Below are 24491 nucleotides of genomic sequence, written 5' to 3'. Positions count from 1 at the left end.
GGGCTTCGTCGCATTGGTGAGCGTGGCCGTGGCAGCCTGCAGTTGAGGGGGTAAATGGAGGGGAGGCGACGGGCGAGTACCTGCGCTTCTACGTGTCGCGCGGGGGCAACTCCAAGGCCGGGGCAAGCCACCCGCCAGCCGCGTCCCCAACCTCACAGGTCAGTACACCTAGGACGCCGTCCAGCGCGAGCAGCACCTCCTCCCTGTCGGTGAACACCGGGGGAACCGGGACGAGTTGTCGCGGCGCGGGTCGCGGCGGCAGACCCGGGTGAAGGGTGGACACTGCCGGTAATGGTGGCGGCCTGGACCGCGACCCGCTGGGTCGCCGGCGGGACGCTCGTCGCCACCTGCCGGGGCAAGGACGTCTTCTTCACCGTCAATGGCGGATACGCGAACGGCCTCGCGAACCCCTTCCTGTTCCCCGACCAGGAGGACCTCGTACGGCAGTTCCTCACCGCAGGGGGCAAGGCGATCGACTGCGAGCCGATTCTCTGACCGTTTCGATCCAGTGGTCGGCGTGCCTCCGCCTCCCCGGTTGACGGAGGCACACCGGACTGAACGGGACAGTGTGGGGCCAGCGTTCAGCGGCGGAGCAACACTCCCGCGGAAACGGATGCGAGCAGTGGTGGCTCGGTGCTTCCCTCGTAGCCCAAATGCAGTTCATGCCGCGCTCGGGTGGCCAGCACGTAGTACGTCATGCGCAGGGCTGCCGACGTGGGGTCGGTGGCGCCATCGGTGTGCGCATCGGGGACGACCACGGCGTCGAATTCGAGGCCTTTGGCACTGGCGCGGTTGACGATGACGATTCCGGGGCGGGTGAGCTCGAGCTCGCGGTAACGACCTTGGGTGGCCTTGGAGGTGTAGAGCTGCGGCCGCAGACGGGTAGACCTGCGTTCCAACTGGGTCAGCAGGTCGAACTGGGCCCGGGCAGAGGAGAGAATGACGCCGATGCTGTGCTGGGGGTGGCGTTCCGTGAGGGCCATGAGCAGGTCGGTCACGGCACTGGAGCGGTCGAGGCGGTGAAGCCGGGGTACCGGGCCGTGACGATCAGGCAGTTCCGGGGTGGTGGCGCCGGTGTGGAAGCGGGCGGCCAGTTCCGCGATCTGGCGAGTATTGCGGTGGTTCCCCGCGAGCGTGTGGCGGGTGCACTTCCCGAGTCCGTCGGCGATCTCCGCCATCGTGGAGTTGGCATCGGTCAGACGCTGGCACTCGTCGGCGTAGACCGTCGTGCGGCAGCCGAGGACTCGGCACAAGCGGTAGAACCCGACCGGAAGGTCCTGTCCTTCGTCGATCACGAGCGCTGGAGCGGGGCCGCTGTCGACAACGGCGGCTCGCCGGTAGGAGGCGGCCCAGTCGAGCCAGCCGGCTTCGGTTTGGGGTACTTGCCCGTCGGACCACTGGGCCAGCCAGGCATGGGCGGTGGTGACGCGCACGCCGTGGCCCTCGATGCCGAGCGCGGCGACGACCGGTGCGAGGGTCTGGCGCAGCAGGTTGGACCGGGTCAGGAGGACGGTTGGAGTGCCGGTGAGCGCCAGCATCAGGGCGCGCTGCGCGGCCACCAGGCTCTTCCCGCTGCCGGGCGGGCCACTGACCAGGTGGTTGCCGTCGAAGGGCAAACTGTCCAGTGAGCTGCGCTGGGCGGGGCTGAGGTCGAGATAGGTGATGGTCATGGCAGGGGCCTACTCAAGGGCGGCAGCCGCGATGGCGCGAGCGGCTGAGACGACGGATTCGAAGTAGCCGGGCACCTGATCGCCTCCGACGAGGAGCGCCCGGTCCAGCAGGGTGTTGCCGCTCTCACAGCTGGTCTCCGGGAGGAGGCAGCAGGCGTGGCAGGCAGCGCGGTTGAGGTTGCCGAAGCCTTGGCCGGTGTGTTCGGCGCAGAGCGGGTCCGCGGAGCACCAGGCGGCGGCCTCGATCATTCGGAGGAAGGTCTCGGCGAGGTGGGGCGCCTCGCCCTGTCGGACGAGTCCGCCAAGGGTGCCTTCGGCGTCGCCGGCCGCGGTGTAGACGAGGATTCCGTGCTGGTCGTGCTCGGGGCGGGCATACACCCGCTCGCGCAGGCTCGCCGTTGTGTAGCCGGATTCGAAGGCGAGCTGGCGGATGAGCAGATGGGCGAGCGTGTGCAGGAGGACGAAGCGGGGTGACAGCTCCGTGCCGGTCAAACCGGCCAGCTGGTCCTTGCGGAAGGAGCCGTCCAGGTCGGCCTGCATCCCGCCGACTCGTCGGCGGACCCCCTCCTGTTGCTCCCAGTCGGTGAGGCAGGCCTTGTCGAGGGTGAGGAAGACGCCCTCGCCGAAGACCTCGACGGCGGGCAGCCACTTGAGGCGCCTCGCGGTGTCGGCGGGTACGAAGGCCGCGTCCGGTGACACCCTGCTGAATCCGGAGAGCGCGCGGACCTCGCGCAAGCGGTCCGCGAGGACGACCCGCCCGATCCGGCGGTGGAGTTCGGCCCAGGGGTCGCCGGTCTCGTGGGCGAGGCCGAGAGTGGTGTCGCGGATGGCGAAGTCGCGGGTGACGGGGCGGGCAGGCGCGGTGAACGCGGCCCACTCCTCGCGGCTGAGGTCCGGACGCGCCGAGGCGCTGGTGTTTTCGCCGGAGGGCGGCGGGGTTGCGCCCGTCTCCTCCGCCAGGAGGGCGTCCAGGAGTGCGTCGTCGGCGCCGGTGTCTTCCTTGATCATCTCGCGGAACACGTCGGCCTTCGATCCCTCGGACGCCCGGCACAGCGGGATCCACAGGTCGTTCGCCAGGACCTTGGCGGCGAGATCCTGGTCGGTCACGGCCGATGTGTCGCCCTCCGGGATGTCGAGGGCCGAGTGCATGACGGGGTAGTAGAGGTTGCCTGCGGTGCGCTGCACGATCTGTACGGGCTTCACGCAGGTTACGGCCTCGCCGGCCCTTTGCCACGGATTGCGTCCGGAGCAGCGCATGCCGTGGGTGCCGAGGATGTCCAGGAGGTCGCGGGAAGCGCTGCAGCCCTTCACTCCGCACTCGACCGAGAGTGCCTCCAGGCCGGCCGCCCGCTCGGAGACGCGGAACCGCAGTTGTTCGCGGGAGGTGCACGCCTGGCGTCCGGCGGTGTCCTGTCGAGAGTGTGCCCAGAACCACCAGTCGACGTCACCCAGGTGGCCGGCGGCGCAGATCTGCACGAAGCGCATCGGAGTGAGTTGTCGTACCGGTGAACACGAAGGGCAACGTGGCGGGACGCCGTGCTTCTCGTCGGTGATGCGCCAGCGCACCATGCGTCGGCACGAGCCGCAGAACAGCCAGGCCGGGAAGCGGATGTAGGGCGCTCCGGCCGCGTCCTGCCGGTCGTACCGGTCGTCCGCCGCGGCCGGGGCGGCGAAGAAACCGGTCACGCCGAGCTTGGCGGCGAGCCGTGGGGACTCAACAGGTCGTCGAAGCCGGGGCCAGTCCCCGATGCCCGTGGCGACGAACGACTCGCCTTGGATGTCCAGGACGGCGCCGACCCCGAATGGAAGCACCGTCTGTGCCTGGCGGACTCTCAGTCGTCGGCTCACTGGTCGCTTCCCTTCACTGTCACCTGGCACTCGCGGTCGACGTTGCGCATTGAGTTCGGGGTCTCCCAGAGGCCGCCGTACTGCTCGAAGCCCTTCAACAGGTTCAACTGGGCCTTGCCCTGGCTGCGGTAGTGGAGTTCCTTGCCGTCCGCGCGGGCCTCGTGCGCGGCGCGCTCCCAGTCGGTGAGCAACTGGGCGAGTTCGGCTCGGACGCCGTCGGTGTAATGCGGATCGCTGGCGGCGGCCCGCGCCAGCAACTCCTCGGTGAGTGCCTCGGCGGCCGGCAGCACGTCCGTGAGGCGGCCGGCCTGGTTTTCCTCGGACAGGCCGAGACGGTGCCGTACCAGGATGACCAGCGCGGCGTGCAGTGCACGGCGCCGGGATGGCACCGACCATGGAGTCACGCTGGTCGGTTCGACGTGCCGGTACAGCGAGCGGTGGTAGGTGTCGAAGGTTTCGTAGTGCGAGCGGTCGCGGGGCCGCGTCGCGTTGAAGAATGCGACCACGAGGCCGGGCACGGCGTGGCGGCCCACCCGGCTGGTGGCCTGGATGTACTCGGCGGTCGTCTTGGGCTGCCCCTGCATGAGCATCAGTGCGAGTCGCTTCACGTCCACGCCGACGGACAGCATGTTCGTGCAAGGCAGGAAGGACACCGCCTGCGGGTCGTCCCAGGGCCGCTCCAGCCGGTCGAGCAGGACGGGCTGTTCGGCTCGCGGCAGGTTGCTGGTCAGTTCCTGCACCTGACGGTCAGTCAACTTGCGTGTTCCGGAACCGTTGTTCAGGCCGGCGAGTTGTGCCGGGATGTCGTCGGCCGCCGCAGTGACCGTGCGGCCCAGCTCACGCAGGCTGTGGTGGTAGGCAACGAGGGTCCAGTAGTCGTCCCGGTGGTCCTCCGGCAGCTCCCAGGCGCCCTGGAGTATGGCGGCGGCGGTGGTCACGGCCGCACGACCGGCGGTGTGGCCCTGGGCCATCACGCCGACGTAGCGACGGCCGGGTCGTGACGTGTCGGGCTCGGCGAAGTACGAGTGGCGGGCGTCCAGGCCGGCCGGCGGGAAGAGTTGCACGTCGCCCCCGTACAGGGCGCGGACCTGTGGGCCGGAGCGGCGGATGGTGGCGGTGGAGGCCACGACCTTGGGGCCTGTCCCGTCGGTGGCGGCACACAGGCCGAGCACCGCCGCCTCGTAGAGGCCGACCGTGGTGCCGAGCGGTCCGGTGAGCAGGTGCAGCTCGTCCTGGATGACGAGCGACGGAGGGAGGTTGCCGGTGCCGGCCCCGAAGAGCCGGCCGGCGCGCGGTTCCCAGGCCAGTCTGGCGAACTTGTCGACGGTGCCGAGAACGAAGGTCGGCGGGCGGTCGTACAGCTGCTGGTCCACCACGGCGACCGGCAGTTCGTCGTGGAAGGCGCATTCCTCGCGGGGGCAGAAGAAGGCGAAGGAGTCCGCTGTGGTGCGTACCCCGTAGTCGCTGATGTCGGGTGACTTGTGGGCCGGGAGGATACGAGTGCCGCACCACGGGCACCGGTCCAGGATGAACACGTCCTCCGGGCGGGCAGCAGCGCGGACCTCGTCGAAGAGGTCACGTGCCGCCTGGTAGGAGTTGGGCGACGTCGCCTCGCCCACCCAGAGCCCGATCGAGAAGGGCTCCCCGCCGAGGGTGCCCGGGTCCGCGCGGCGCAGGGTTTCCAGAGCGCACAGCGTGGTGGCGGCGCGCTGGAACTGCTGCGTGGTGAGGAGGCTGAGGGTATAGCGGCTCAGGACGGCGGTTCCGCCGCCATCCGATGTGCCGCGGCGCAGCAGCATGGCGAAGGAGGCGAGGAGGAGGTAGGCCTCCGTCTTGCCGCCACCAGTGGGGAACCAGATCAGGTCGGTCACTGCGCGGTCGGGGTGGCCGGGGTCGATAGTTCCGTCGAGCGCGAGCAGGAAGAAGGCGAGCTGGAACGGGCGCCACCGCGATTCGGCGTCCGGCTCGGGGGCGAGCAGCACGGGCTCGTGCCGGCTGCGGCGCTCCCCGGCCTGGTCGGCGCGGATGTGGCGCATTTGGAGAGCCATGGCGTGGTTGGCTGTGCGGAACGCCTGGAGCAGCTCGGGCCGGGACGGATCGCAGAGCGTCCGGACGCCGGACTCCATCCGTCGGACTGCTGAACCGATGCGTTCCAGGATGCGTCCGGCGGCCGCGCGGCCCCAAGCGGGGATGTCGGTCCGGCATTGGTCCTCGTACCACGAGCGGTAGCCGGCGGTGAACCGGTCGAGCCCGGAGCGGAGTTCGGCCAGGGCAACGTCTGGATCCGCGAGGTGCAGGAGGCTCAGCACCGGTGCGTCGGTCAGTCCGGCTGCGCGCGTGGCCGGCACCTCGGCCTCCGGCATGACGGCTGCCCGCAGCACGGTGACCCGTCCGCTCCCGTCCGACTCCTCCTCGACTGCGCAGCCGTGGCCGACGGCGTGGGTGTGGACGTGCCGGTACTGGAGCCGCAGCTCCTGTTCCTCAGGGTCCCGGCTGGCCAGCCGCACGCTCGGGTACTGGAGGACCGAGCCGTCCACCGGTCGCGCGGCGAGCCCCACCTGGAACAGCATGCGGTCCCACTGCGCCGTGCGGCCGAGGGCCTGCTCGGTGTGCGCCGTGTTGACCAGGGCGATGGTGATCAGGTGTCCGGGGCCGAAACCACGTCGCCGGACACGGATCTCGGCCCGGCCGTCGAGAACGGTGACCTGTTCCCTGTCCGGCCCGATGACATGTGATTCAGTCTCCAGCGGTATCCGCTTCCACTGTCGGCCGTGTTCTCCCTGCAGCGTGGCGTACCTGGCCCCGGAACAGTGCACCTCCACGGTCGCGCCGTCGGTGTAGAAGCTGAGCCCGAGGGAGGAGGGGAGCCACGAGTTGGATTCGGGGACGGGATCGGAGGAGGGGTTCGTGTCGTTCGCGGCCGACTCTGTTCCCGGGCCGTCCAGTTCCTCGGCCGAGACGGTCAGCCGCTGTTGGAGGTCGGCATCTTGGGCGTAGAGCGTCCCCATCAGGTACTGACGGTCGGGCGGCGTGTCGGTGACCTCCTCCGGCCCGCGGGCGGGGCCGACGAGCTGGCGTCGGAGGTAGTCGACGAGTTCGTCTCTGGGTTCCACGCTGTCGTCCGTTCTCGGGGTCGGTTGTGCGGCTCGGCGCTGTTGGGTGGTCCGGTCACGGTGTCGCGTCGGGCGGGGCCGGACGGCGCACCGGGCATTTCTGCGCGGGCCGGGACGGTCGCTGCCACTGCACGCCCAGCGATGCCAGGACGACCCGCCGGTGGGTGGGCAGTCCGACTCCGCTGATGCCGGCGATCTCGCACTGCTCGTCGATCCACTGGCCCAGCGGGAAGTCCCCCTCCCAGTGGTCCGGCTCGGGAAACCGGTCCCCTTCGCGGCTGCGGAAGGCCTGCAGGGCGTTCACACCGGTGCACCAGTCCCGTTGGGCACGGTCCTTCGTGATCGCTTGCACCGTGTTGGACGAGGCCGTGGCGACCCGCTTGTCTGTCAGCATCCTGCGCAGAGTGAGGTAGGGAGCACCGGCGGGGTCCGCGAAGGCGAGTTCCAGGATGGGGCGGACCTTCACCTCCAGCTGCCGGACCCGTTCCCGGGTGATCCCGAGGTCCTTCCCGAGTTCGTCCAAGGTGGCCGGGTCCTGTCCGTCCAGCCCGTATCGCCTGGTGACGATGCGGGCGTACCGCTCAGGTAGCGCGGCGATGGCCGCGTGCAGCTCCGTTTCGGTCAGCGCGTCGATGACAGCGCCTGCCACGCCCGGAAGCGCGGTGCGGGCCTCGATGAGATCGCCGAGGTGGACGCTGTCGTTGATGATCCGGTCCAGCGAGTCGGTACAGCGGCTGAGCCGCCGCACGGCTTCCACTTTCGTCACTGGGAGGTCACAGGCCACCGCGACGTCGGCGACGGGGATCGGGAGGCCCCGGGAGAGCAGGGCCCGTTCGGCTCGGGCCACCTTCTGCATGACCTCGTGCATGTGCACCGGGATGCGAATGGCACTGCCCTCGTCGGCGATGGTCCGGCCGATCATCTGGCGGACCCAGGTGGTGGCGTAGGTGGAGAACTTGTAGCCCATGCGGACGTCGAACTTCCGGGCGGCCCGCATCAGGCCGAGCACCCCACTCTGCACGAGCTCCTCGTACTCCAGCCCCTGGTCGGTGAATTGTCGGGCGAGGGAGTGGACGAGTCCCTCGTTGTGTACGACCAGACAGTCCCGTGCCCGCCGCCGCTCGTCCGAGGGCAGCAGCCCGGCCAGTTCCTCGTCGGTCGGTTCGATGCCTGCTTGCTCCACCCCGCCCCGCAGGAGCACGGTCAGACCTACCTCCTCCTCCGCCGTGAGGATGCGCTTGGCGGGGTTGCGGACGAAGCGGTCTTCGGTCAGCACGTTGCGTGCCGCGGCTACGGCTCGTTCCAGGTGGTCGGTCGTGGCTGGCGCTGACTGCGCCGGAACGGACAGCTCGGCTCCCTGGGGAGCTCGGTGCGAGGCAGTGACATACGGGTCACTGCCAGGTGTCGGGACCAGCCGGGCCCCGGAGCAGAGCTCCTCGGTTTCGTGAGTGAGGAGGCCGGCCAGCCGCGCCACCCCGGCCACTGCCCGTGGGGAGACCATCCCCGCGCTGTCGGCGAAGCGGTCCAGTAGTCGGCGTGCCGTGTCTATCCGAGGGGTGGTGACCTGGCGCTGCACTGGTGCCCGCTCGATCTCCTGGCGGGGCGGTTCACCGATCCGGAGCTTCATCTCGGTGAGTGCGCCGGCCAGCCGGCCGCGTGCCTCCTCGTTCAGCCCGAGTGCCTCGGTCTCACTGCGGAAGACCTGGTACGGCACGACCCCGCACACTTGCTCCGCCTGAAGGTTGGCATACAACCTGCCGAGGGCGGCTTTCAGACTCGGAACCTGACGGTCCATCTTCCACCCCTTCGCGATGAGGCGAGGCGCCGCGGCCTCGATGGTACGTACGCTCCGGGCTGTGAACCCGATGTACACGGAGAGCGTAGCGATCGCTTGTTAGCGTCGTCAACATGCTGAATGTATGGTGTACGTCGTGCTCGGAATCGTGTACGGTTCTTCCTGTCGCCGCCCCGCCTCGTCGCCCTGCGACACGTCATCGGCATGCGGGAGTGGCGCGCGGCGTGGTGCGTCCTTAACCCGGGGTGTGGAGGAGTGGCAGTGGGCCTGGAGCTGATCGGTGGCCGGTTCCGTCTGTTGGGAGCGATCGGCGCCGGCAACATGGGGGAAGTTCACAAGGCCGAGGACCTGACATGGCCCGCGGGCGGGCCGGACCGTGTGGTCGCCGTCAAGACGATCCTCCGCCGCCGCTCCGGTGCTGCCGTCGACACCTACGGGGATGCCAAGGCGGTCGAGCGCTTCGCTCGCGAGGTGCGCATCATGCGCCGCCTGGATCACCCCCACCTGAGTCGCCTCATCGACGGCGGTGTGGACGAGGACCACGGCGGCTTGCCCTATCTCGCGATGGAGTACCTCGATGGTGAGGTCCTGCGTGACCTGATCGCGGAGGAAGGACAGCTCCCCGTCGCCTGGGTCGCCGCGATCGGTGCCCAAATCGCCGACGGACTCTCCGCTGCGCACGCGGCCGGCATCGTGCACCGCGATCTCAAGCCTGCCAACGTGATGCTCACCAGGGGCGGCGTCGTCAAGGTCCTCGACTTCGGCATGGGCCGGATCGTCGACGACCCCGAGGATGCCAAGCTCACCAGCACCGGCGTCGCGGTCGGCACCGCCCGGTACATGGCGCCCGAGCAGTTCAAGGCCGAGCAGGTGACGCAGGCCGCCGACCTCTACGCCCTGGGCTGTCTCCTCTTCGAGATGCTCACCGGCGTCGCCCCGTTCGTCGGAGAGGCTGCGTACGAGCTGATGCGCAAGCACATCGAGGACACCCCGACTCCGGTGCGTCTGATCCGACAGGACGTACCCACGGAGCTGGCTCGCCTGGTGGATCGTCTCCTCGCGAAGCAGCCCGTTGACCGCCCTGCCGACGCCGTCGCCGTCCGCGACGCCCTCCTCCCGCTCGTTCACCGGGACGGCGGTGCCCCGCTGCTCCCCACCTGGAGCGCGTTCGACCCTGTCCCGGTCCTGCATGCCACCCAGCCCGCAGTGACCGCCCAGCCCATGGTCTCCGCTGCCGAGGCGCCCGCAACTCCCGTGAGCACCACGGGTATGGACGTCTTCGGTGTCCACCGTCAGCTGATCGATGATTATCGCTCCTTCACCGAGGGCGGGACGGTCATTCGCGACGATCGGGTCGCCGCGTTCGTTGAGGACGACCTGGATGCCAAGTCCCAGTGGCCCGACCCGTGGCTGTCCTTGAACCCGTTCTTCGCCGGCGGTGGCACAGTGCTGGAGCTCGCGGGCCAGGACGTGCTGGACGAAGAGTGCGCACGGATCTTCCAGGCGAACAAGACAGAGGACGGGACGGTCTGCGACGGCCGTCCGCTGACTCTGCATCAGCACCAGCGCGAGGCAATCGACGCCGCGCAGTCGCGCGCCTCGTACGTGCTGACGACCGGGACCGGCTCGGGCAAGTCGCTGGGATACATCGTCCCGATCGTCGACAAGGTCCTCAAGGACCGTAAGACCGAGGGCTCGGCGGCCGGCAAGCGAGTCCGCGCGATCATCGTCTACCCGATGAACGCCCTTGCCAACAGCCAGCTCAAGGAGCTGAAGAAGTACCTCCGCGACGGCTATGGCGAGGGCCGTGAGCCCGTCACCTTCGCCCGCTACACCGGCCAGGAGGACGATGCAGCCCGCAAGGAGATCCGCGACAACCCGCCGGACATCCTGCTCACCAACTACGTGATGCTGGAGCTGATGCTCACACGGCCCGACGACCGCAAGAGCCTCGTCAAGATGGCCCGTGGGCTGGAGTTCCTGGTCTTCGACGAACTGCACACCTACCGCGGCCGCCAGGGCGCCGACGTCGCGCTGCTGATCCGGCGGGTCCGTGAGGCGTGCCAGGCAAAGCGGCTCCAGTGCGTCGGTACCTCCGCGACCATGTCCACGGAGGGCACGGCCGAGGACCAGCGGAAAGTCGTCGCGAACGTCGCCTCGACCCTCTTCGGCGTCAAGGTCGATCCCCTGCACGTCATCGGCGAGACCCTGGTACGAGCCACCGACGAGGCGTCGGCGACAGTTTCGCCCGAGCGCCTCAGGGCCCCGGCCGCGCCGCGGGCCTACGGCGATCTCGTCCGCGACCCGCTCGCCCGCTGGATCGAGACCCGCTTCGGCCTCGCGACCGAACCGGCCGGCGGTCGTCTCGTCCGGCAGAAGCCCGCCAAGATCGAGGTCGCCGCGGCAGAGCTGGAGGAACAGAGCGGCGTGCCCGCGGAGCAGTGCGCCGCCGCGATCCGGGCCACCCTGGAGGCCGGCTCGCAGGCCAAGCACCCAGTGACGGAGCGGTCCCTCTTCGCCTTCCGCCTGCACCAGTTCCTCTCCAAGGGCGACACTGTTTACACCACCCTGGAGCCCAAGCTCTCCCGCCACCTCACCCGCGGGTACCAGCTCGAACAGCCAGAATCCGGTGGAAAGTTGCTGATGCCGCTGGCCTTCTGCCGCGAGTGCGGCCAGGAGTACCTGACGGTGTGGCGCACCGAGAAGGACGGTGAGGTCCGGTACGAGGCGCGCCGCGACACCTCGGCGACCGGCGGCCGTCACGGCGACGGCTACCTCTACGTCGATCATGACCGCCCCTGGCCCCACGACACCGAGGCTGCGATCGCGGACCGCCGCCTGCCCGAATCCTGGCTGGAGATCGACGACCGGGGCCAGGAGGTCGTCCGCAAGTCTCACCGCGACCGGGTGCCGCGAGCCGTCACCATCGACCCGTACGGCACCGAGGGGTACGGAGACCTGAAGGCCGCGTTCATCCCCTCTCCGTTCCTTTTCTGTGTGCACTGCGGCGTCTCCTACGAGCAGACCCGCGGCCGGGACTTCGCCAAGCTCGCCACCCTCGGCCAGGAGGGGCGCTCCTCGGCGACCTCGCTGATCTCCGCCTCCGTCGTCCGCTCGTTGAAGTCGGTGCCGGAGGAGGCCCTGGACAAGGAGGCGCGAAAGCTTCTCACCTTCGTCGACAATCGGCAGGACGCCTCCCTGCAGGCCGGACACTTCAACGACTTCGTGCAGGTCACCCAGGTGCGCGGTGCCCTCTACCGGGCCGCCGTCGAGGCCGGCGAAGAGGGTATCCAGCACGAGGACCTGGCTTCGGCGGTCGCCAACGCCCTTGCGCTGGACCCGGTCGACTACGCCGGCGACGCCGCCGACCTGCCGCCCTCCCTCGCCCGCAGCGCGGCGAAGACCCTGCGCGATGTGATCGCCTTCCGGCTCTACCTGGATCTCGAACGCGGTTGGCGCATCACCATGCCCAACCTGGAGCAGACCGGCCTGCTGGAGATCGACTACCAGGACCTCCAGTGGGTCGCCGAGCGCCAGGAGCGGTGGGAGGGCGCCCACCAGGCGCTGCGTGACGCCGACCCGGCCCTACGAGCCGAGATCACCAAGGCGCTCCTCGATGAGATGCGCCGCGCCCTCGCCATCGACGTGCAGTACTTCCGGGACGACTTCGACTCCCTCCAGCGCGCCAGTGAGGAGCGCCTCATCGACCCGTGGGTGCTGACCAAGTCCGACAGCCCCAAGGTCGGCACCGCCTACCCCCAGCCGTCCCGCCCCGGTCTGGACCGCTCCGGCCTGTTCCTGTCCGCCGCGGGCAAGTTCGGCAAGTACCTGCGCCGGACGGACAAGGCCTTCCGCGAGCTGGACAAGGGCGACCTCCAGCTCGTCATCGAGCAGCTGCTGAAGGTACTGACCAAGGCCGGGCTGGTCCGGGAGGTCTCGCAGGCCCCTCAGCGCTCCGGCCGCTTCCGGCACGCCGCCGGGCCAGCCGTCACCGGCTACCGGGTCGCGGCGCAGACCCTGGTCTGGCGCGCCGGCAAGGGCGAGCGGGGCGCCCACGACCCACTCACCCGCACCTACGCCAGCGGTGACGGCCCCCGGGTCAACACCTTCTTCCGCGACCTCTACCGCAACGCGGCCACCGAGCTGGCCGGGCTCTTCGCTCGCGAGCACACCGCCCAGGTCGACCCCACCGAGCGCGAGAGCCGCGAAGAGGCCTTCCGCAAGGCCGAGCTGAAGCTTCTCTACTGCTCGCCGACGATGGAGCTGGGCGTCGACATCTCGTCACTCAACGCCGTCCTGATGCGCAACGTCCCGCCGACGCCCGCCAACTACGCGCAGCGCTCCGGGCGCGCGGGCCGCAGTGGGCAGCCCGCCCTGGTCACCACGTACTGCTCCACCGGGAACAGCCATGACCAGTACTACTTCCGCCACTCCGACCGCATGGTGGCGGGCGCCGTGGCGCCTCCGCGCCTCGACCTCGCCAACGAGGACCTCGTCCTCTCCCACGTCCAGGGCATCTGGCTGGCCGAGGCCGGCCTGAAGCTAGGCCGGGCCGTCACCGAGGTCCTCGACATCTCCCACCCCGACACCGGCGACCGCCCTGAACCGGCCCTCGAACTGCACCCCGACCTCCAGGCCGCCTCGCGGGACGCCGACGCCCGGACCCGTACCGTCGCCGCCGCCTACCAGGTGCTCGGCCCCCTGCTGCCCGAGTTCGCCCGAACCACGTGGTGGGACGAGCGGTGGATCGAGGACCGCGTGAGCACCGTCGCCGAGCGGTTCGACCGTGCCTTCGACCGCTGGCGCGAGCTCTACCGGGCCGCGCTGGACGACCAGTACGTCCAGAACAAGCGGGTCCTCGACCACAGCCTCACCGAGGGCGACCGCAGGCGTGCGGTCGGCCGGCGGCGGGAGGCCGAGACCCAGCTCAACCTGCTGAAGAACGAGAGCGCGGAGAGCAAGTCCGTCCTCTCCGACTTCAACCCCTACCGGTACCTGGCATCCGAGGGCTTCCTGCCGGGGTACTCCTTCCCCCGCCTGCCGCTCGCCGCGTACATCCCCACCACCGGACGCCGCCGCGGCGAGGGCGACTACCTGCAGCGCCCCCGCTTCCTCGCCATCCGCGAGTTCGGTCCCGGCGCGCTGATCTACCACGAGGGTGCCCGCTACCAGGTCACCCGCATCCAGCTCCCGCCGGACGCCTCCGGGGACATCACCACCAGCGAGGCCCGCCGCTGCGACCACTGCGGCTACCACCACGACCCGCGCGAGCGCGCCGACCGTTGCCAGATGTGCGACGAGCCGCTCGGCGCGGCCACCTACGGCCTGCTCCAGCTGCACACCGTCTACACCCAGCGTCGCGAACGCATCTCCTCGGACGAGGAGGAGCGCCGCCGGGCCGGCTACAAGCTGGAGACCTCCTACGCCTTCCAGGACCACGGCACCCGCAAGGGCCGCCAGGACGCCAGGGTCACCGACGGCTCCGGTCCGCTCGCGGCCGTGGCCTACGGCGACTCCGCGACCGTCCGGATCACCAACGTGGGCCGGCTGCGCGCCAAGAAGGACGACCCGGCGGGTTACTGGCTGGACGTCGCGGACGGCCGCTGGATGAACGACCGCGACGCGGCCGACGCCTCCGGTGACTCCAGCGAGCTGCCGGTCATCGACGCCGACGGCAACGAGAAGCGCCGCAAGAAGCGTGTCATCCCGTACGTCGAGGACCGCCGCAACATCCTCGTCCTCACCCTCGACGAGCCGCTGCCCGAGCCGATCGCGCTCACCCTGATGTACGCGCTGGAGCGCGGCATCGAGGCCGCCTTCGAGCTGGAGGACTCCGAGCTCAACAGTGAGCTCCTGCCCCCGAACGACGGCCCGCGCAACCGCTTCCTCTTCACCGAGGCCGCCGAGGGCGGGGCCGGTGTGCTCCGCCGCCTGCAGTCCGAGAAGGACGCTCTCGCCAAGGCCGCCCGCCAGGCGCTGGAGATCTGCCACTTCGACGAGGACGGGGTCGACCAGGGCGGTCCCCATCCGGACCGCAAGTGCGCGCGCGGCTGCTACGAGTGCTTGCTGACCTACGGCAACCAGCTCAACCACGCGCTCATCGACCGCCGCACGATCGCTGCCCTGCTGCTGCGGTTCGCCTCTGCCAATGCCGTGCGCGATGAGCGCGGCGAGTCCCGCAGTGAGCAGTTCCGTCGGCTGGTCGCGGAGCAGCCCCCGGAGTCGGAAGGCAGGCCGGGCGAGGCGGCGGAGCCCGTGGACGTGCTGACCCCGTTCGAACGCGACTTCGTGACGTGGCTGAAGGACCGCGGCCTGCGTCTTCCCGACGAGACCCAGACCCTGATCACCGAGGCCAACGCGATGGCGGACTTCGTCTACCGGATCCCCGGCGTCAACCTCGCGGTCTTCGTCGACGCCCACGACACCGAGACCACGGCCCTGCGCGACGAAGACGCCGAGGAACGCCTTTACGACGCCACCTGGGACGTGATCCGCTTCCCCGCGGACGGCGATTGGGACGCCATCGTCGCGCGGCACTCCCGGTACTTTGGCACCGCCCACCCGACGCGCTGATCAACGGAACCGACGAACCACTCGACGAGGATCCACCTGATGACACCCACCTACTCCGCCGGTTCCCTGGTCACCGCCCGCGGCCGCGAATGGGTCGTGCTGCCCGAGAGCGCCGCCGACATGCTCGTGCTGCGCCCCCTCGGCGGCTCCGACGACGACATCGCCGCCGTCTTCCCGGCCTTCGAGGACGTCAAGGGCGCCGAGTTCGCTCCTCCCTCGCCGGCCGACCTTGGCGACCAGCGTGCTGCAGGCCTGCTGCGCTCCGCGCTGCGGATCGGCTTCCGCTCCGGCGCCGGCCCGTTCCGCTCGCTCGCCGGGATCGCAGTCGAGCCGCGCGCCTACCAGCTGGTGCCGCTGCTGATGGCCCTACGGCAGCAGACCGTCCGGCTGCTGATCTCCGACGACGTCGGCATCGGCAAGACCGTCGAGGCCGGCCTGATCGCGAGCGAACTGCTCGCGCAGGGGGAGGCCAAGGGCCTGGCCGTGCTCTGCTCGCCCGCGTTGGCCGAGCAGTGGCAGGCCGAGCTGCGTACCAAGTTCGGCATCGATGCCGAACTCGTCCTCTCCTCCACGGTTTCGCGCCTTGAGCGTGGTCTCGACCTCGGGCAGTCCCTGTTTGACCGGTACCCGAACGTGGTGGTGTCCACCGACTTCATCAAGTCCCCGCGCCACCGCGACGACTTCGTTCGCCACTGCCCCGAGCTGGTCATCGTCGACGAGGCGCACACGTGCGTCGCCGCCGACGACACGGGGGGAGCCGGCGGCCGGGCGTCGCAGAACCAGCTGCGGTACGAGCTGCTGCGCCGGGTCGCCGAGAAGGCCGACACGCACCTGCTGCTGGTGACCGCGACCCCGCACAGCGGCAAGGAGTCCGCCTTCCGCAACCTGCTCGGCCTGGTGAAGCCCGAGCTGGCCACCGTCGACCTGGACAGCAAGCGCGGGCGTGAACTGCTCGCGCGGCACTTCGTCCAGCGCAAGCGCGCCGACATCCGGCAGTACCTGACCAAGGAGGACGGCCTCAGCGACGACAGCCTCGCCGAGAAGACCGCCTTCCCGGCGGACCGGTACTTCAAGGATGAGACCTACAAGCTGTCGCCGGCCTACCGTGACCTGCTGGACGAAGCGATCGCCTACGCGAGCGACCGTGTCGAGGCGGCCGGGGTGAAGGGCAAGCGCGAGGCCCGTATCGCCTGGTGGTCCGCGATCGCCCTGCTGCGATCGCTGGTCTCCTCCCCGCGTGCCGCCTCCCAGACCCTGACCACCCGCTCCGCCACCGCTGCAGCTGCGAGCGCCGAGGAGGCGGACCGGCTCGGCGCGCCGCTCACCAGCGACTCCGCTGACAGCGACACGCTGGAGGGTCTGGACGTCGCGCCCGGCGCCGAGACCGACGACGCGGGCGCCCGGCTGGCGGCGCTCGCCAAGCGGGCCGCGGAGCTGGAGGGCACGGAGCACGACCTCAAGCTCAAGGCGCTGATCAAGCACCTCAAGGCGCTGCTGGCCGACGGCTACAACCCGATCGTCTTCTGTCGCTACATCCCGACAGCGGAGTACGTCGCCGAGGCGCTCCAGGGAAAGGGCGGCGTCAAGGCCACGGTCGCGGCTGTGACGGGCACCCTCTCGCCGCAGCAGCGCATCGAGCGCATCGAGAAGCTCGCCGAGGAGGCGGGGGACAGTCTGGCGGCGCGCCGGGTGCTGGTCGCCACCGACTGCCTGTCGGAGGGCGTCAACCTTCAGCACCACTTCGACGCGGTCGTCCACTACGACCTCGCGTGGAACCCGACCCGGCACGACCAGCGTGAAGGGCGCGTCGACCGGTACGGGCAGAAGCGCGACGAGGTCCGCGTCATAACACTCTACGGGGCCGACAACGGCATCGACGGCAAGGTGCTCGAAGTCCTGATCAAGAAGTACCGGCAGATCAGGAAGGACCTGGGCATCTCGGTATCCGTCCCGGATGAGACCTCGGCGGGTGTCACGGACGCGATCGTCGAGTGGCTGCTGATGCGGGGTAGGGAAGGGCAGCAGGAAGGGCTGTTCGCGGTCGACGACCTGGTCGATGCGAAGGCTGCTGAGCTGGAGAAGGACTGGAACTCGGCCGCTGAGCGGGAGAAGACCTCGCGGTCCCGGTTCGCTCAGCGGTCCATCCACCCGCAGGACGTGGCGCGCGAGGTCGCCGCGATCCGTGACGCCCTGGGGAGCGCGGGGGAGATCCGCACCTTCGTGCGGGACTCCCTCAATGCGCTCGGCGCCGTCCTTCGAGACACCGAGGGCGGGGACTTCACGGCGGAGGTATCCGGAGCTCCGGCCGGGCTGCGCGACGCCCTGGCACCGGTCGTGGGCGGGGATGCTGTCGAGACCGGGCGTCCGATTCCGTTCCGCACCGACCCGGCGGTTGGTCGCGGTGAGGCAGCGCTCGTCCGCACCGACCCGGTCGTGGGAGCCCTGGCCGGCCACGTCCTCAACGCCGCCCTCGACACGCTGGCCGAGGGAAGCCGACCGGCACGCCGCTGCGGCGTCGTGACGACGGACGCGGTGTCGGTTCGGACGACGCTGCTGCTGGTGCGCTACCGGTTCCACCTGACGCTACCCTCGCGGAGCGGGGACAAGCAGATCGTCGCCGAGGACGCCCGGCTGCTCGCCTTCCAGGGCGCGCCGAAGAACGCTGTCTGGCTTCCGGATGCCGACGCCCTGGCCTTGCTTGGGGCCCAGGCCACCCTCAACACCGACCTGCACTTCGGCGAACGGACGATGACCCGCATCCTGGGGCAACTCCCGGACGTCCAGGGCTACCTGGAGTCGCACGGCGAGCAGCTCGCCGCCGACCTCGACGCCTCCCACCGTCGGGTCCGCGAGGCCACCGGCGAGATCGTCCGAGGCCTGCGCGTGCGCGCGCAGCAGCCCGCCGACGTGCTCGGTGCTTACGTCTACCTGCCCGCGAACACGTCGACCGGAGAGGGCGCCTGATGTCCGCCACCACCCGCAACCAGGTCTTCTCCGCCGTCCACACGGTGGGCGGGCTGCTGCCCGCCGACATACTGGTCCGCATCGCCGAGGGCAAGGACGTCTCCGGCGCCAAGCCCGCCGACTACGGCGTCATCGGCTCGCGATCGGTGCGTGACGACGCCGAACGTCACTGGGACTACCTCAAGGGCGTCTGGCGTGAGCTTCGGACGCGCCTTCCCGAGGATGTTGAGACAGGCGCTCCCGCTGCTGACCCGACGGGCCTCGCGGTCGCGCAGTGGCTGGAGCCGCTCTTCGCGGAGCTGGGCTTCGGGCGGCTGACGGTTGTTGGGGCTGCCGGCATTATCGCTGACAGTGATGCGGCGAAGACCTTCGACGTCAGCCACCGCTGGCAGCATGCGTTGATCCACCTGACGCCCTGGAATACCGACCTCGACAAGCGCCCTGGCGGGAACGGAACCGTCCCGCCGCAGTCGATGCTCCAGGAGTGCCTCAACCGCACCGAGGCGCACTTGTGGGGCGTGCTCTCCAACGGTCGCCGGCTTCGACTCCTTCGTGACTCCAGCGCGCTGGCGACTGCCTCGTACGTAGAGTTCGACCTTGAGGCGATCTTCGACGGCGAGTTGTTCAGCGACTTCGTGCTGCTCTACCGACTGCTGCACGTCTCGCGCTTCGAGGTGGCGGAAGATGCGGCGGCCTCGGCGTGCCGGCTGGAGAAGTGGCGCACGGAGGCCATCGACTCCGGAACGAGGGCGCTGCACCAGCTTCGCAAGGGCGTGAAGGACGCCATCACCACCCTGGGGACGGGCTTCCTCCGACACCCCGACAATGCGGCGCTCCGTGAGAACCTCAAGGCGCAGGACCTGCACAACGCTTTGCTGCGCCTGGCCTACCGGCTGTTGTTCCTCTTCGTCGCCGAGGACCGAGACGTTCTGCACGCGCCTGAGGTAGGAGTGCAGGAACGCGAGCGGTATGCCACCTACTTCTCCTCGGCTCGGCTCCGCGAACACGCGCGGCGTCGACGCGGGACCGCGCACGGCGACCGGTGGCAGGCTCTGCGGGTGGTGCTCGACGCGCTTGGCGACGAATACGGCCGCCCGGAACTCGGACTGCCAGGTCTGGGCGGCCTGTTCACGCACAGCGATGCGGACGCCCCGCTAGACGGTCTGTCCCTGTCGAACGAGTCCCTGCTGACGGCGGTTCGCCAGCTCGCCCAGGTGCGGGACGCGGGGTCGAACCGCTGGCGGGCCGTCGACTACCGTCACTTGGATGCCGAGGAGCTCGGGTCCGTCTACGAGTCGCTGCTCGAACTCGTCCCGCAGCACAGTGCGGTGGACCGTACCTTCGAACTGGTCGAGCTGGCAGGCAATACCCGCAAGACCACGGGCTCCTACTACACCCCGTCCTCGCTGATCGACTGCCTGCTCGACTCGGCGCTCGACCCGGTCATCGACGACGCCGTCAAGCGCGGCGAGCAGGTCGCGGCAGCTGCGGGTCGACCGGACCCGGCGGAGGACATCGTTGCCGAGCTGCTCGCGCTGACGGTCTGCGACCCCGCCTGCGGCTCCGGCCACTTCCTCGTCGCTGCCGCCCGCCGCATCGCCAAGCGAGTTGCGGCGGTCCGCGAGCGGAACCCGGAGCCGACGATCCCGGCTGTTCGTCATGCCCTCCACGAGGTTGTCGCCCGCTGCATCTACGGTGTGGACCTCAACCCGATGGCCGTGGAACTGGCCAAGGTGTCGCTGTGGCTGGAAGCCCTGGAGCCGGGCAAGGCACTGAGCTTCCTCGACGCGCACGTCAAGCACGGCAACGGCCTCATCGGCGCTACCCCCGCGCTACTGTTGGATGGCGTCCCGAACGACGCCTTCAAGCCGATCGAAGGCGACGACAAGAAGGTCGCCAAGTCACTGGAGAAGCAGAACGACAAGGAGCGGTCGGGCCAGAGCATGCTGCTCACCCTCGGCGACGGCCCAAAGATCGCCAACACCGTCTTCGCATCAGGACTACGCAGCATCATTAGGGCCAAGTCGGACAGTCTCTCCGACGTTCGTAGGCAGGAGTCTGCCTTCACGAAGTGGTCGGAGTCCGCCGCTTATGTGCGGGCGCTGCACGCCGCCGATGCGTGGTGTGCCGCCTTCGTTTGGCCCAAGGTGCCGGGTGCCCCACAGGCCATTACGCACGATGCCTTCCGGGCCTTGCAGGATCCCAATGCCGACGCAGCCTCCCAGGCGACCCATGAGGAGGTCCTGCGTCTACGCACGCAGTACCGCTTCTTCCACTGGCACCTTGAATTCCCCGAAGTGTTCACCGTCCCTGACGGGTCCGGAGCAGTCGAAACCGACCAGCGAACCGGCTGGGCCGGCGGGTTCAGCTGCATGCTCGGAAACCCGCCGTGGGAACGGGTCAAACTCCAGGAGCAGGAGTTCTTCGCCACTCGTGACGAGAAGATCGCGAAGGCGTCAAACAAGGCCGCGCGTGAGCGGATGATCGAGGCGCTTGCGGACAGCGACGAGGACGCGGAACGTCAGTTGCACGCCGACTTCGTTTCGGCCCGCCGTCGGTCTGAAGGTGTCAGCCACCTGCTCCGCAACTCCGGACGCTATCCGCTCGCCGGTCGGGGCGACGTCAACACCTATGCGGTCTTCGCCGAGACCGCGTCTCTCATGGTTGCCCCACGCGGGCGGTTTGGGCTGGTTCTGCCTACCGGCATCGCGACTGACGCGACCACCGCGCCATTCTTCTCGGACCTTGTGCGCACGGCGCGCCTCGCCTCATTCCTGGAGTTCGAGAACGAGGCGTTCATCCTCAGCCGGGACGTGGATCACCGCGTCCGGTTCGCCCTGCTGACGGTGACCGGCGTCGGCGAGCGCGTGCGTGAGGCCTCCTTCGCCTTCGGCACCCGGTACATCGAGGACCTGGATGACCGCCGCTTCGTGATGCCGCCCGAGGAGATCCTGCTGGTCAACCCGAACACGGGTACGCTTCCGCTCTTCCGCACCCGCCGCGACGCAGAGATCACCCTTGGCATCTATCGCCGAGTCCCCGTGCTCATCCGGGAGCCCGACGAGAACGGGCAAGGTGGCAGCAACCCGTGGGGTCTGTCGTTTATGCGGATGTTCGACATGTCGAACGACTCCCGTCTCTTCCGGACCAAAGAGCAGCTCGAACTGGAAGGCTGGGAGCTCACCGGCAACGTCTTCACCAAGGACGGCCGCCGTTACCTGCCGCTCTACGAAGCTAAGATGCTCCACCACTACGACCACCGCCTCGGCACCTACAAAGGCCAGACGGAAGCCCAGGCCAACATGGGCACCCTGCCCCGGGTGACGCCGGCACAGCATGACGACCCGTCATTTGCTCCATTGCCGCGCTACTGGGTCCCGGAGTTTGACGTACCGACGGGTGAGATCGATAGCAGGGGCCAGGAGGTGTTTGATCTCGGAGCCCAGTCGCGATTGAAGGGCAAAACTTGGGAGAAGAGCTGGTTGATGGGGTGGCGGGACATTGTTCGGTCCACCGATACGCGGACGACCATCGCTTCAGTGCTTCCGCCCTATGGTGTCGGACACACTAGTCCTTTGATCTTCACAAAAGACGCTCGGGCGGCGGGGATGATTCAAGCATGTCTGAGTTCGTACGTGCTTGACTATCTCACCCGTCAGAAGATTGCTGGCACCCATCTCACCTACGGGTATGTTCACCAGCTCGCCGTGCCCTTGCCGGAGGATTTCGCGGGTATGTCGGGCGGCCTCGATTGGATCTTGGATCGCGTGGCGGAGCTTGATTACACCTCTGTGGATGCTGCGGGATTCGCAGCGGATCTGGGATACTCCGGTCCCCCGTTCCGCTGGCAACGTGAACGGCGTGAGGTGATCCGTGCCGAGCTTGATGCCGCGATGTTCCGTCTATATGGCTTGGATCGAGGCGATGTGAGCCACGTGATGGACACATTCTCTGTTGTTAGGCGCGAGGATGAGGCTGCCCACGGCACTTACCGCACCAAGGATCTGATTCTCGACATCTACGACCGTATCGCCGAGGCGCATCGCACCGGTACTGAGTTTGAGTCGGCGCTCACCCCGCCTCCTGGCCAGGGCCCTCGCCACCCCACCTCCACGCCGAGGGAGCGAGTTGACCCGACAGCATGACCGCTGCCGCCGTCGGCACGGACCTCGCAGGGGGTCCGTGCCGACGGCGGCAGCTCGTCCAGGTTGTGGCAGCGCATCGTCGGCTGCTCGCCGGGCGGCCCAGCGTTCGAGCGGGCGGATCTGCGGCGGCGTAACCGGGTGGTGCGGCGACCGAACTCGTGCGCAGCAGAAGCATGATGTGGCGGCCCGGCGTGGTGACGGGACACGCCAGCGGGCACTGGGCTCCTGTGCCCGCCGGCTGGCCTCGCTTGGTGGCAGCCGTGACCGCGCCAAGTGTCTGCGGCGTTGCGCCGACAATTCACCACCCCTACGGCCTCGACCACGGCGCCAATCAGGGTCCACAACCTCGCGTTGAGCCGTAGGCTTTGGGAGCATGGTAAGAACTGAAGCATCGCCGTACCGTGGCCTGATCCTCGACTTCTTTGGTGTCCTGACGTTCAACATGGTCGAGGTGATCTCGTCGTTCGAGGATCGGGAAGGGCTCACCCGCGGGACCTTTCTTCGTGCCTGGGCCGACCCCCGGGGGCAGGACCTGTTTCGTCAGCTGGAGTTGGCGCGGATCTCCCAGACAGACTGGAACGTCGGTTTCGCGGCCCTGATGGGCGTCGCGCCGAACGACCTGATGGCCCGGTACCTGCACGACGCCTTCCCGGCCTACTCGGTCATTGAGGTCGCGCGGCAGGCGCGATCTGTCGGGATCAGGACGGCGGTGCTGTCGAACAGTCTGGGGCGGGAGCCCTACGACCCGTATGCCGGCTTCGACCTTCACGGCACCTTCGAAGCAGTAGTGTTGTCGGCGGACCACGGTGTCCGAAAGCCCGACCCTGCTCTGTTTCGGATCGCGCTGGACAGGCTCGGCGTCCGGCCGGAGGAATGCCTCTTCGTGGACGACAGCGAGGAGAACCTGGCTGCCGCCCTGAAACTCGGCTTCACCCCGGTGCTCGGGCTGGACGAGGACGTGATCGCCCGGCGACTGCGCGAGCTTTTGCGCCTACCCAGCCTCTAGGAAGTCACGGACGGCCGCATGGGCGGTGTGCGGGGCCAGTTTCTCGCGCAGGCCCCGTAGCTGGGAGGCCGAGCGCGCGGAGTCGACCGACCCGAGGCAGACCGCCGCGTGCCGGCCGGCGGCCACAGCAGCGTCCAGATCGTGCAGCGCGAGGTGCGCCTCCGCGGCGCGGGCCAAGTAGATGGCGTGGCTGCGGGGGAACTCCTCATCACCTGGATACGAGGCCTTCATGCCAGCCTCGAAGCGCCTCAAGGCCTCGGCTGGGTCGCCCAACTCAAGAGCGGACGAGCCGGCGATCATCTCGATCTCGCCGTAGTCCACCCAGTAGAGGCAGTTCGGATCGTCCTCCCGCCTTCCCTTGTCCAACGCTGCGCGCGAGAGATGAAGTTGGTGCTTTGCCTCCTCCTTCGCACCGGCCTTGGACAACGCCCGGGCAGTGCGGGCGGCAAGCATCGCCTCCATCCGCGGGGTGCTCGTCCCCTTCACCTGCACCCTTGCCACCTCAAGGAGGGACACCGCGCGGTTGGCGAGGCCGGGGGTGGAGTAGCACTGGATGGCAGCGAAGGACAGCGTGTAGGCGCCGGCGATCAGATCGCCGCACTCGGCGGACGCTCGCAGGGAGGCGTCGAAGTAGCCCTGGGCGATGCCGAAGCGGCCCTGGTCGAAGGCGGCCCATGCGACCTGCCGGGCAGCCTCGGCAGCGATCGCGTACAGACGCGCCAGGTGGTCACCGGTGTAGCGCCCGGTCTTGATTGCCGTCACGGCCAAGGACAGGTCGCTGCGTGCTGCCCTGTAGACCTCGCCGCTGCCGAGTTCGTCGTCCACGCGGCGCAGGTGGTCGAGTCGGCCCTCCAGTCCTGCCAGCAAGGACGGACCGTCCATGGGTGCGGCACGAGGGTCCAGGAGGGTGCGCCTGATGGCTGTGACCCAGTTGCTCGCCGACGCTGACAGCGCGACGCCGGCGGTGAGGAAACTCCTGCGATCCACTCTTCTCCCATCCACCAGATTCGTGAGAACCGCCAGCGTCGCCCCGGCCTGATTCCAGGGAACGTCCGTGGGGGCGACATCCGCAAGAGCGGCGGCGAACGCACCGCCCGTCTCAAGGACCCGGTCGTAGGCGGCGACGACCGAACTGGTGACCCGCCGGTTGCCGTTCTCCACGTTGCGTAGGTACGCCACACCGAACCCGCTCGCGCGGGAGAAGTCCGCCCAGGTCATGCCGGACGCGCGGCGGGCTTCCCTCATATCGTTCCGCAGTCCATCGGACATCGCGGCGCTCCTCGGAAAATGGGATCGCTGTTGGATCGTGCCATGCCATTGTCCTCGCGACGCTGACGGTGTGTGCTTAATTCAGCACAGATCGCGACAGCTCCCGCT

10 protein-coding genes are annotated in these 24491 nt (G+C 69.0%); 5 read left to right on the top strand and 5 right to left on the bottom strand.

Annotation, left to right across the window (positions count from 1 at the left end):
- The first annotated feature begins 291 nt into the window (after positions 1 to 291).
- Complete coding sequence (locus ABTY56_RS16055; RefSeq protein WP_350629385.1) at positions 292 to 495, top strand: hypothetical protein; 204 nt, start codon at positions 292 to 294, stop codon at positions 493 to 495.
- A gap of 86 nt (positions 496 to 581) precedes the next feature.
- On the opposite strand, the gene ABTY56_RS16050 is transcribed toward ABTY56_RS16055, so the two are convergent.
- The 4 genes from ABTY56_RS16050 to ABTY56_RS16035 are packed head-to-tail and all read right to left on the bottom strand — an operon-like array spanning position 582 to position 8426.
- Entirely contained in the window at positions 582 to 1670 is a 1089-nt protein-coding gene (locus ABTY56_RS16050; protein ID WP_350629384.1) for a DEAD/DEAH box helicase, read from the bottom strand.
- Between the two features lie 9 nt (positions 1671 to 1679).
- Positions 1680 to 3518 carry a DrmB family protein gene (gene drmB / locus ABTY56_RS16045; protein WP_350629383.1) on the bottom strand — a complete coding sequence of 613 codons (1839 nt, stop codon included), beginning with the start codon at positions 3516 to 3518 and terminating at the stop codon, positions 1680 to 1682.
- The gene (locus ABTY56_RS16040) at positions 3515 to 6631 is read right to left on the bottom strand and encodes a helicase-related protein (protein ID WP_350629382.1); all 3117 of its coding nucleotides are present in this window, start codon (positions 6629 to 6631) and stop codon (positions 3515 to 3517) included. Before ABTY56_RS16040 ends, drmB begins: the two co-directional genes overlap by 4 nt.
- Positions 6632 to 6686: 55 nt before the next feature.
- Complete coding sequence (locus ABTY56_RS16035) at positions 6687 to 8426, bottom strand: sigma-70 family RNA polymerase sigma factor (protein ID WP_350629381.1); 1740 nt, start codon at positions 8424 to 8426, stop codon at positions 6687 to 6689.
- A 321-nt stretch (positions 8427 to 8747) separates the two neighbouring features.
- On the opposite strand from ABTY56_RS16035, the gene ABTY56_RS16030 reads away from it, so the two are divergent.
- The 4 genes from ABTY56_RS16030 to ABTY56_RS16015 all read left to right on the top strand — a co-directional run bounded on the left by ABTY56_RS16030 (position 8748) and on the right by ABTY56_RS16015 (position 23114).
- Complete coding sequence (locus ABTY56_RS16030; protein ID WP_502893135.1) at positions 8748 to 14999, top strand: protein kinase domain-containing protein; 6252 nt, start codon at positions 8748 to 8750, stop codon at positions 14997 to 14999.
- A 39-nt stretch (positions 15000 to 15038) separates the two neighbouring features.
- Positions 15039 to 17963, top strand: coding sequence for a DUF8741 domain-containing protein (locus ABTY56_RS16025; protein WP_350629379.1), 2925 nt, complete (start codon positions 15039 to 15041; stop codon positions 17961 to 17963).
- The gene (locus tag ABTY56_RS16020; protein WP_350629378.1) at positions 17963 to 22108 is read left to right on the top strand and encodes an Eco57I restriction-modification methylase domain-containing protein; all 4146 of its coding nucleotides are present in this window, start codon (positions 17963 to 17965) and stop codon (positions 22106 to 22108) included. Before ABTY56_RS16025 ends, ABTY56_RS16020 begins: the two co-directional genes overlap by 1 nt.
- A gap of 373 nt (positions 22109 to 22481) precedes the next feature.
- Complete coding sequence (locus ABTY56_RS16015) at positions 22482 to 23114, top strand: HAD-IA family hydrolase (protein ID WP_350629377.1); 633 nt, start codon at positions 22482 to 22484, stop codon at positions 23112 to 23114.
- On the opposite strand, the gene ABTY56_RS16010 is transcribed toward ABTY56_RS16015, so the two are convergent.
- A complete protein-coding gene (locus tag ABTY56_RS16010; protein WP_350629376.1) occupies positions 23100 to 24383 on the bottom strand; it encodes a helix-turn-helix domain-containing protein in 1284 nt (427 codons plus the stop codon). The two genes, ABTY56_RS16015 and ABTY56_RS16010, sit on opposite strands and share 15 nt — an antisense overlap.
- Positions 24384 to 24491 lie beyond the last annotated feature (108 nt).

It is taken from the genome of Kitasatospora sp. NPDC097691 (genome assembly GCF_040302665.1).
GTDB lineage: Bacteria > Actinomycetota > Actinomycetes > Streptomycetales > Streptomycetaceae > Kitasatospora.
The sequence above is the reverse complement of the archived record's forward strand: the minus strand, read 5'-3'. Positions and strand labels throughout refer to the sequence as shown.

What these genes read in the sequence shown, in the direction of transcription:
- ABTY56_RS16035 (WP_350629381.1), bottom strand. Translation starts at nt 8,426, where the DNA reads ATGGACCGTCAGGTTCCGAGTCTGAAAGCCGCCCTCGGCAGGTTGTAT.
- ABTY56_RS16050 (WP_350629384.1), bottom strand. Translation starts at nt 1,670, where the DNA reads ATGACCATCACCTATCTCGACCTCAGCCCCGCCCAGCGCAGCTCACTG.
- ABTY56_RS16020 (WP_350629378.1), top strand. Translation starts at nt 17,963, where the DNA reads ATGTCCGCCACCACCCGCAACCAGGTCTTCTCCGCCGTCCACACGGTG.
- ABTY56_RS16025 (WP_350629379.1), top strand. Translation starts at nt 15,039, where the DNA reads ATGACACCCACCTACTCCGCCGGTTCCCTGGTCACCGCCCGCGGCCGC.
- ABTY56_RS16010 (WP_350629376.1), bottom strand. Translation starts at nt 24,383, where the DNA reads ATGTCCGATGGACTGCGGAACGATATGAGGGAAGCCCGCCGCGCGTCC.
- ABTY56_RS16030 (WP_502893135.1), top strand. Translation starts at nt 8,748, where the DNA reads ATGGGGGAAGTTCACAAGGCCGAGGACCTGACATGGCCCGCGGGCGGG.
- ABTY56_RS16015 (WP_350629377.1), top strand. Translation starts at nt 22,482, where the DNA reads ATGGTAAGAACTGAAGCATCGCCGTACCGTGGCCTGATCCTCGACTTC.
- ABTY56_RS16055 (WP_350629385.1), top strand. Translation starts at nt 292, where the DNA reads ATGGTGGCGGCCTGGACCGCGACCCGCTGGGTCGCCGGCGGGACGCTC.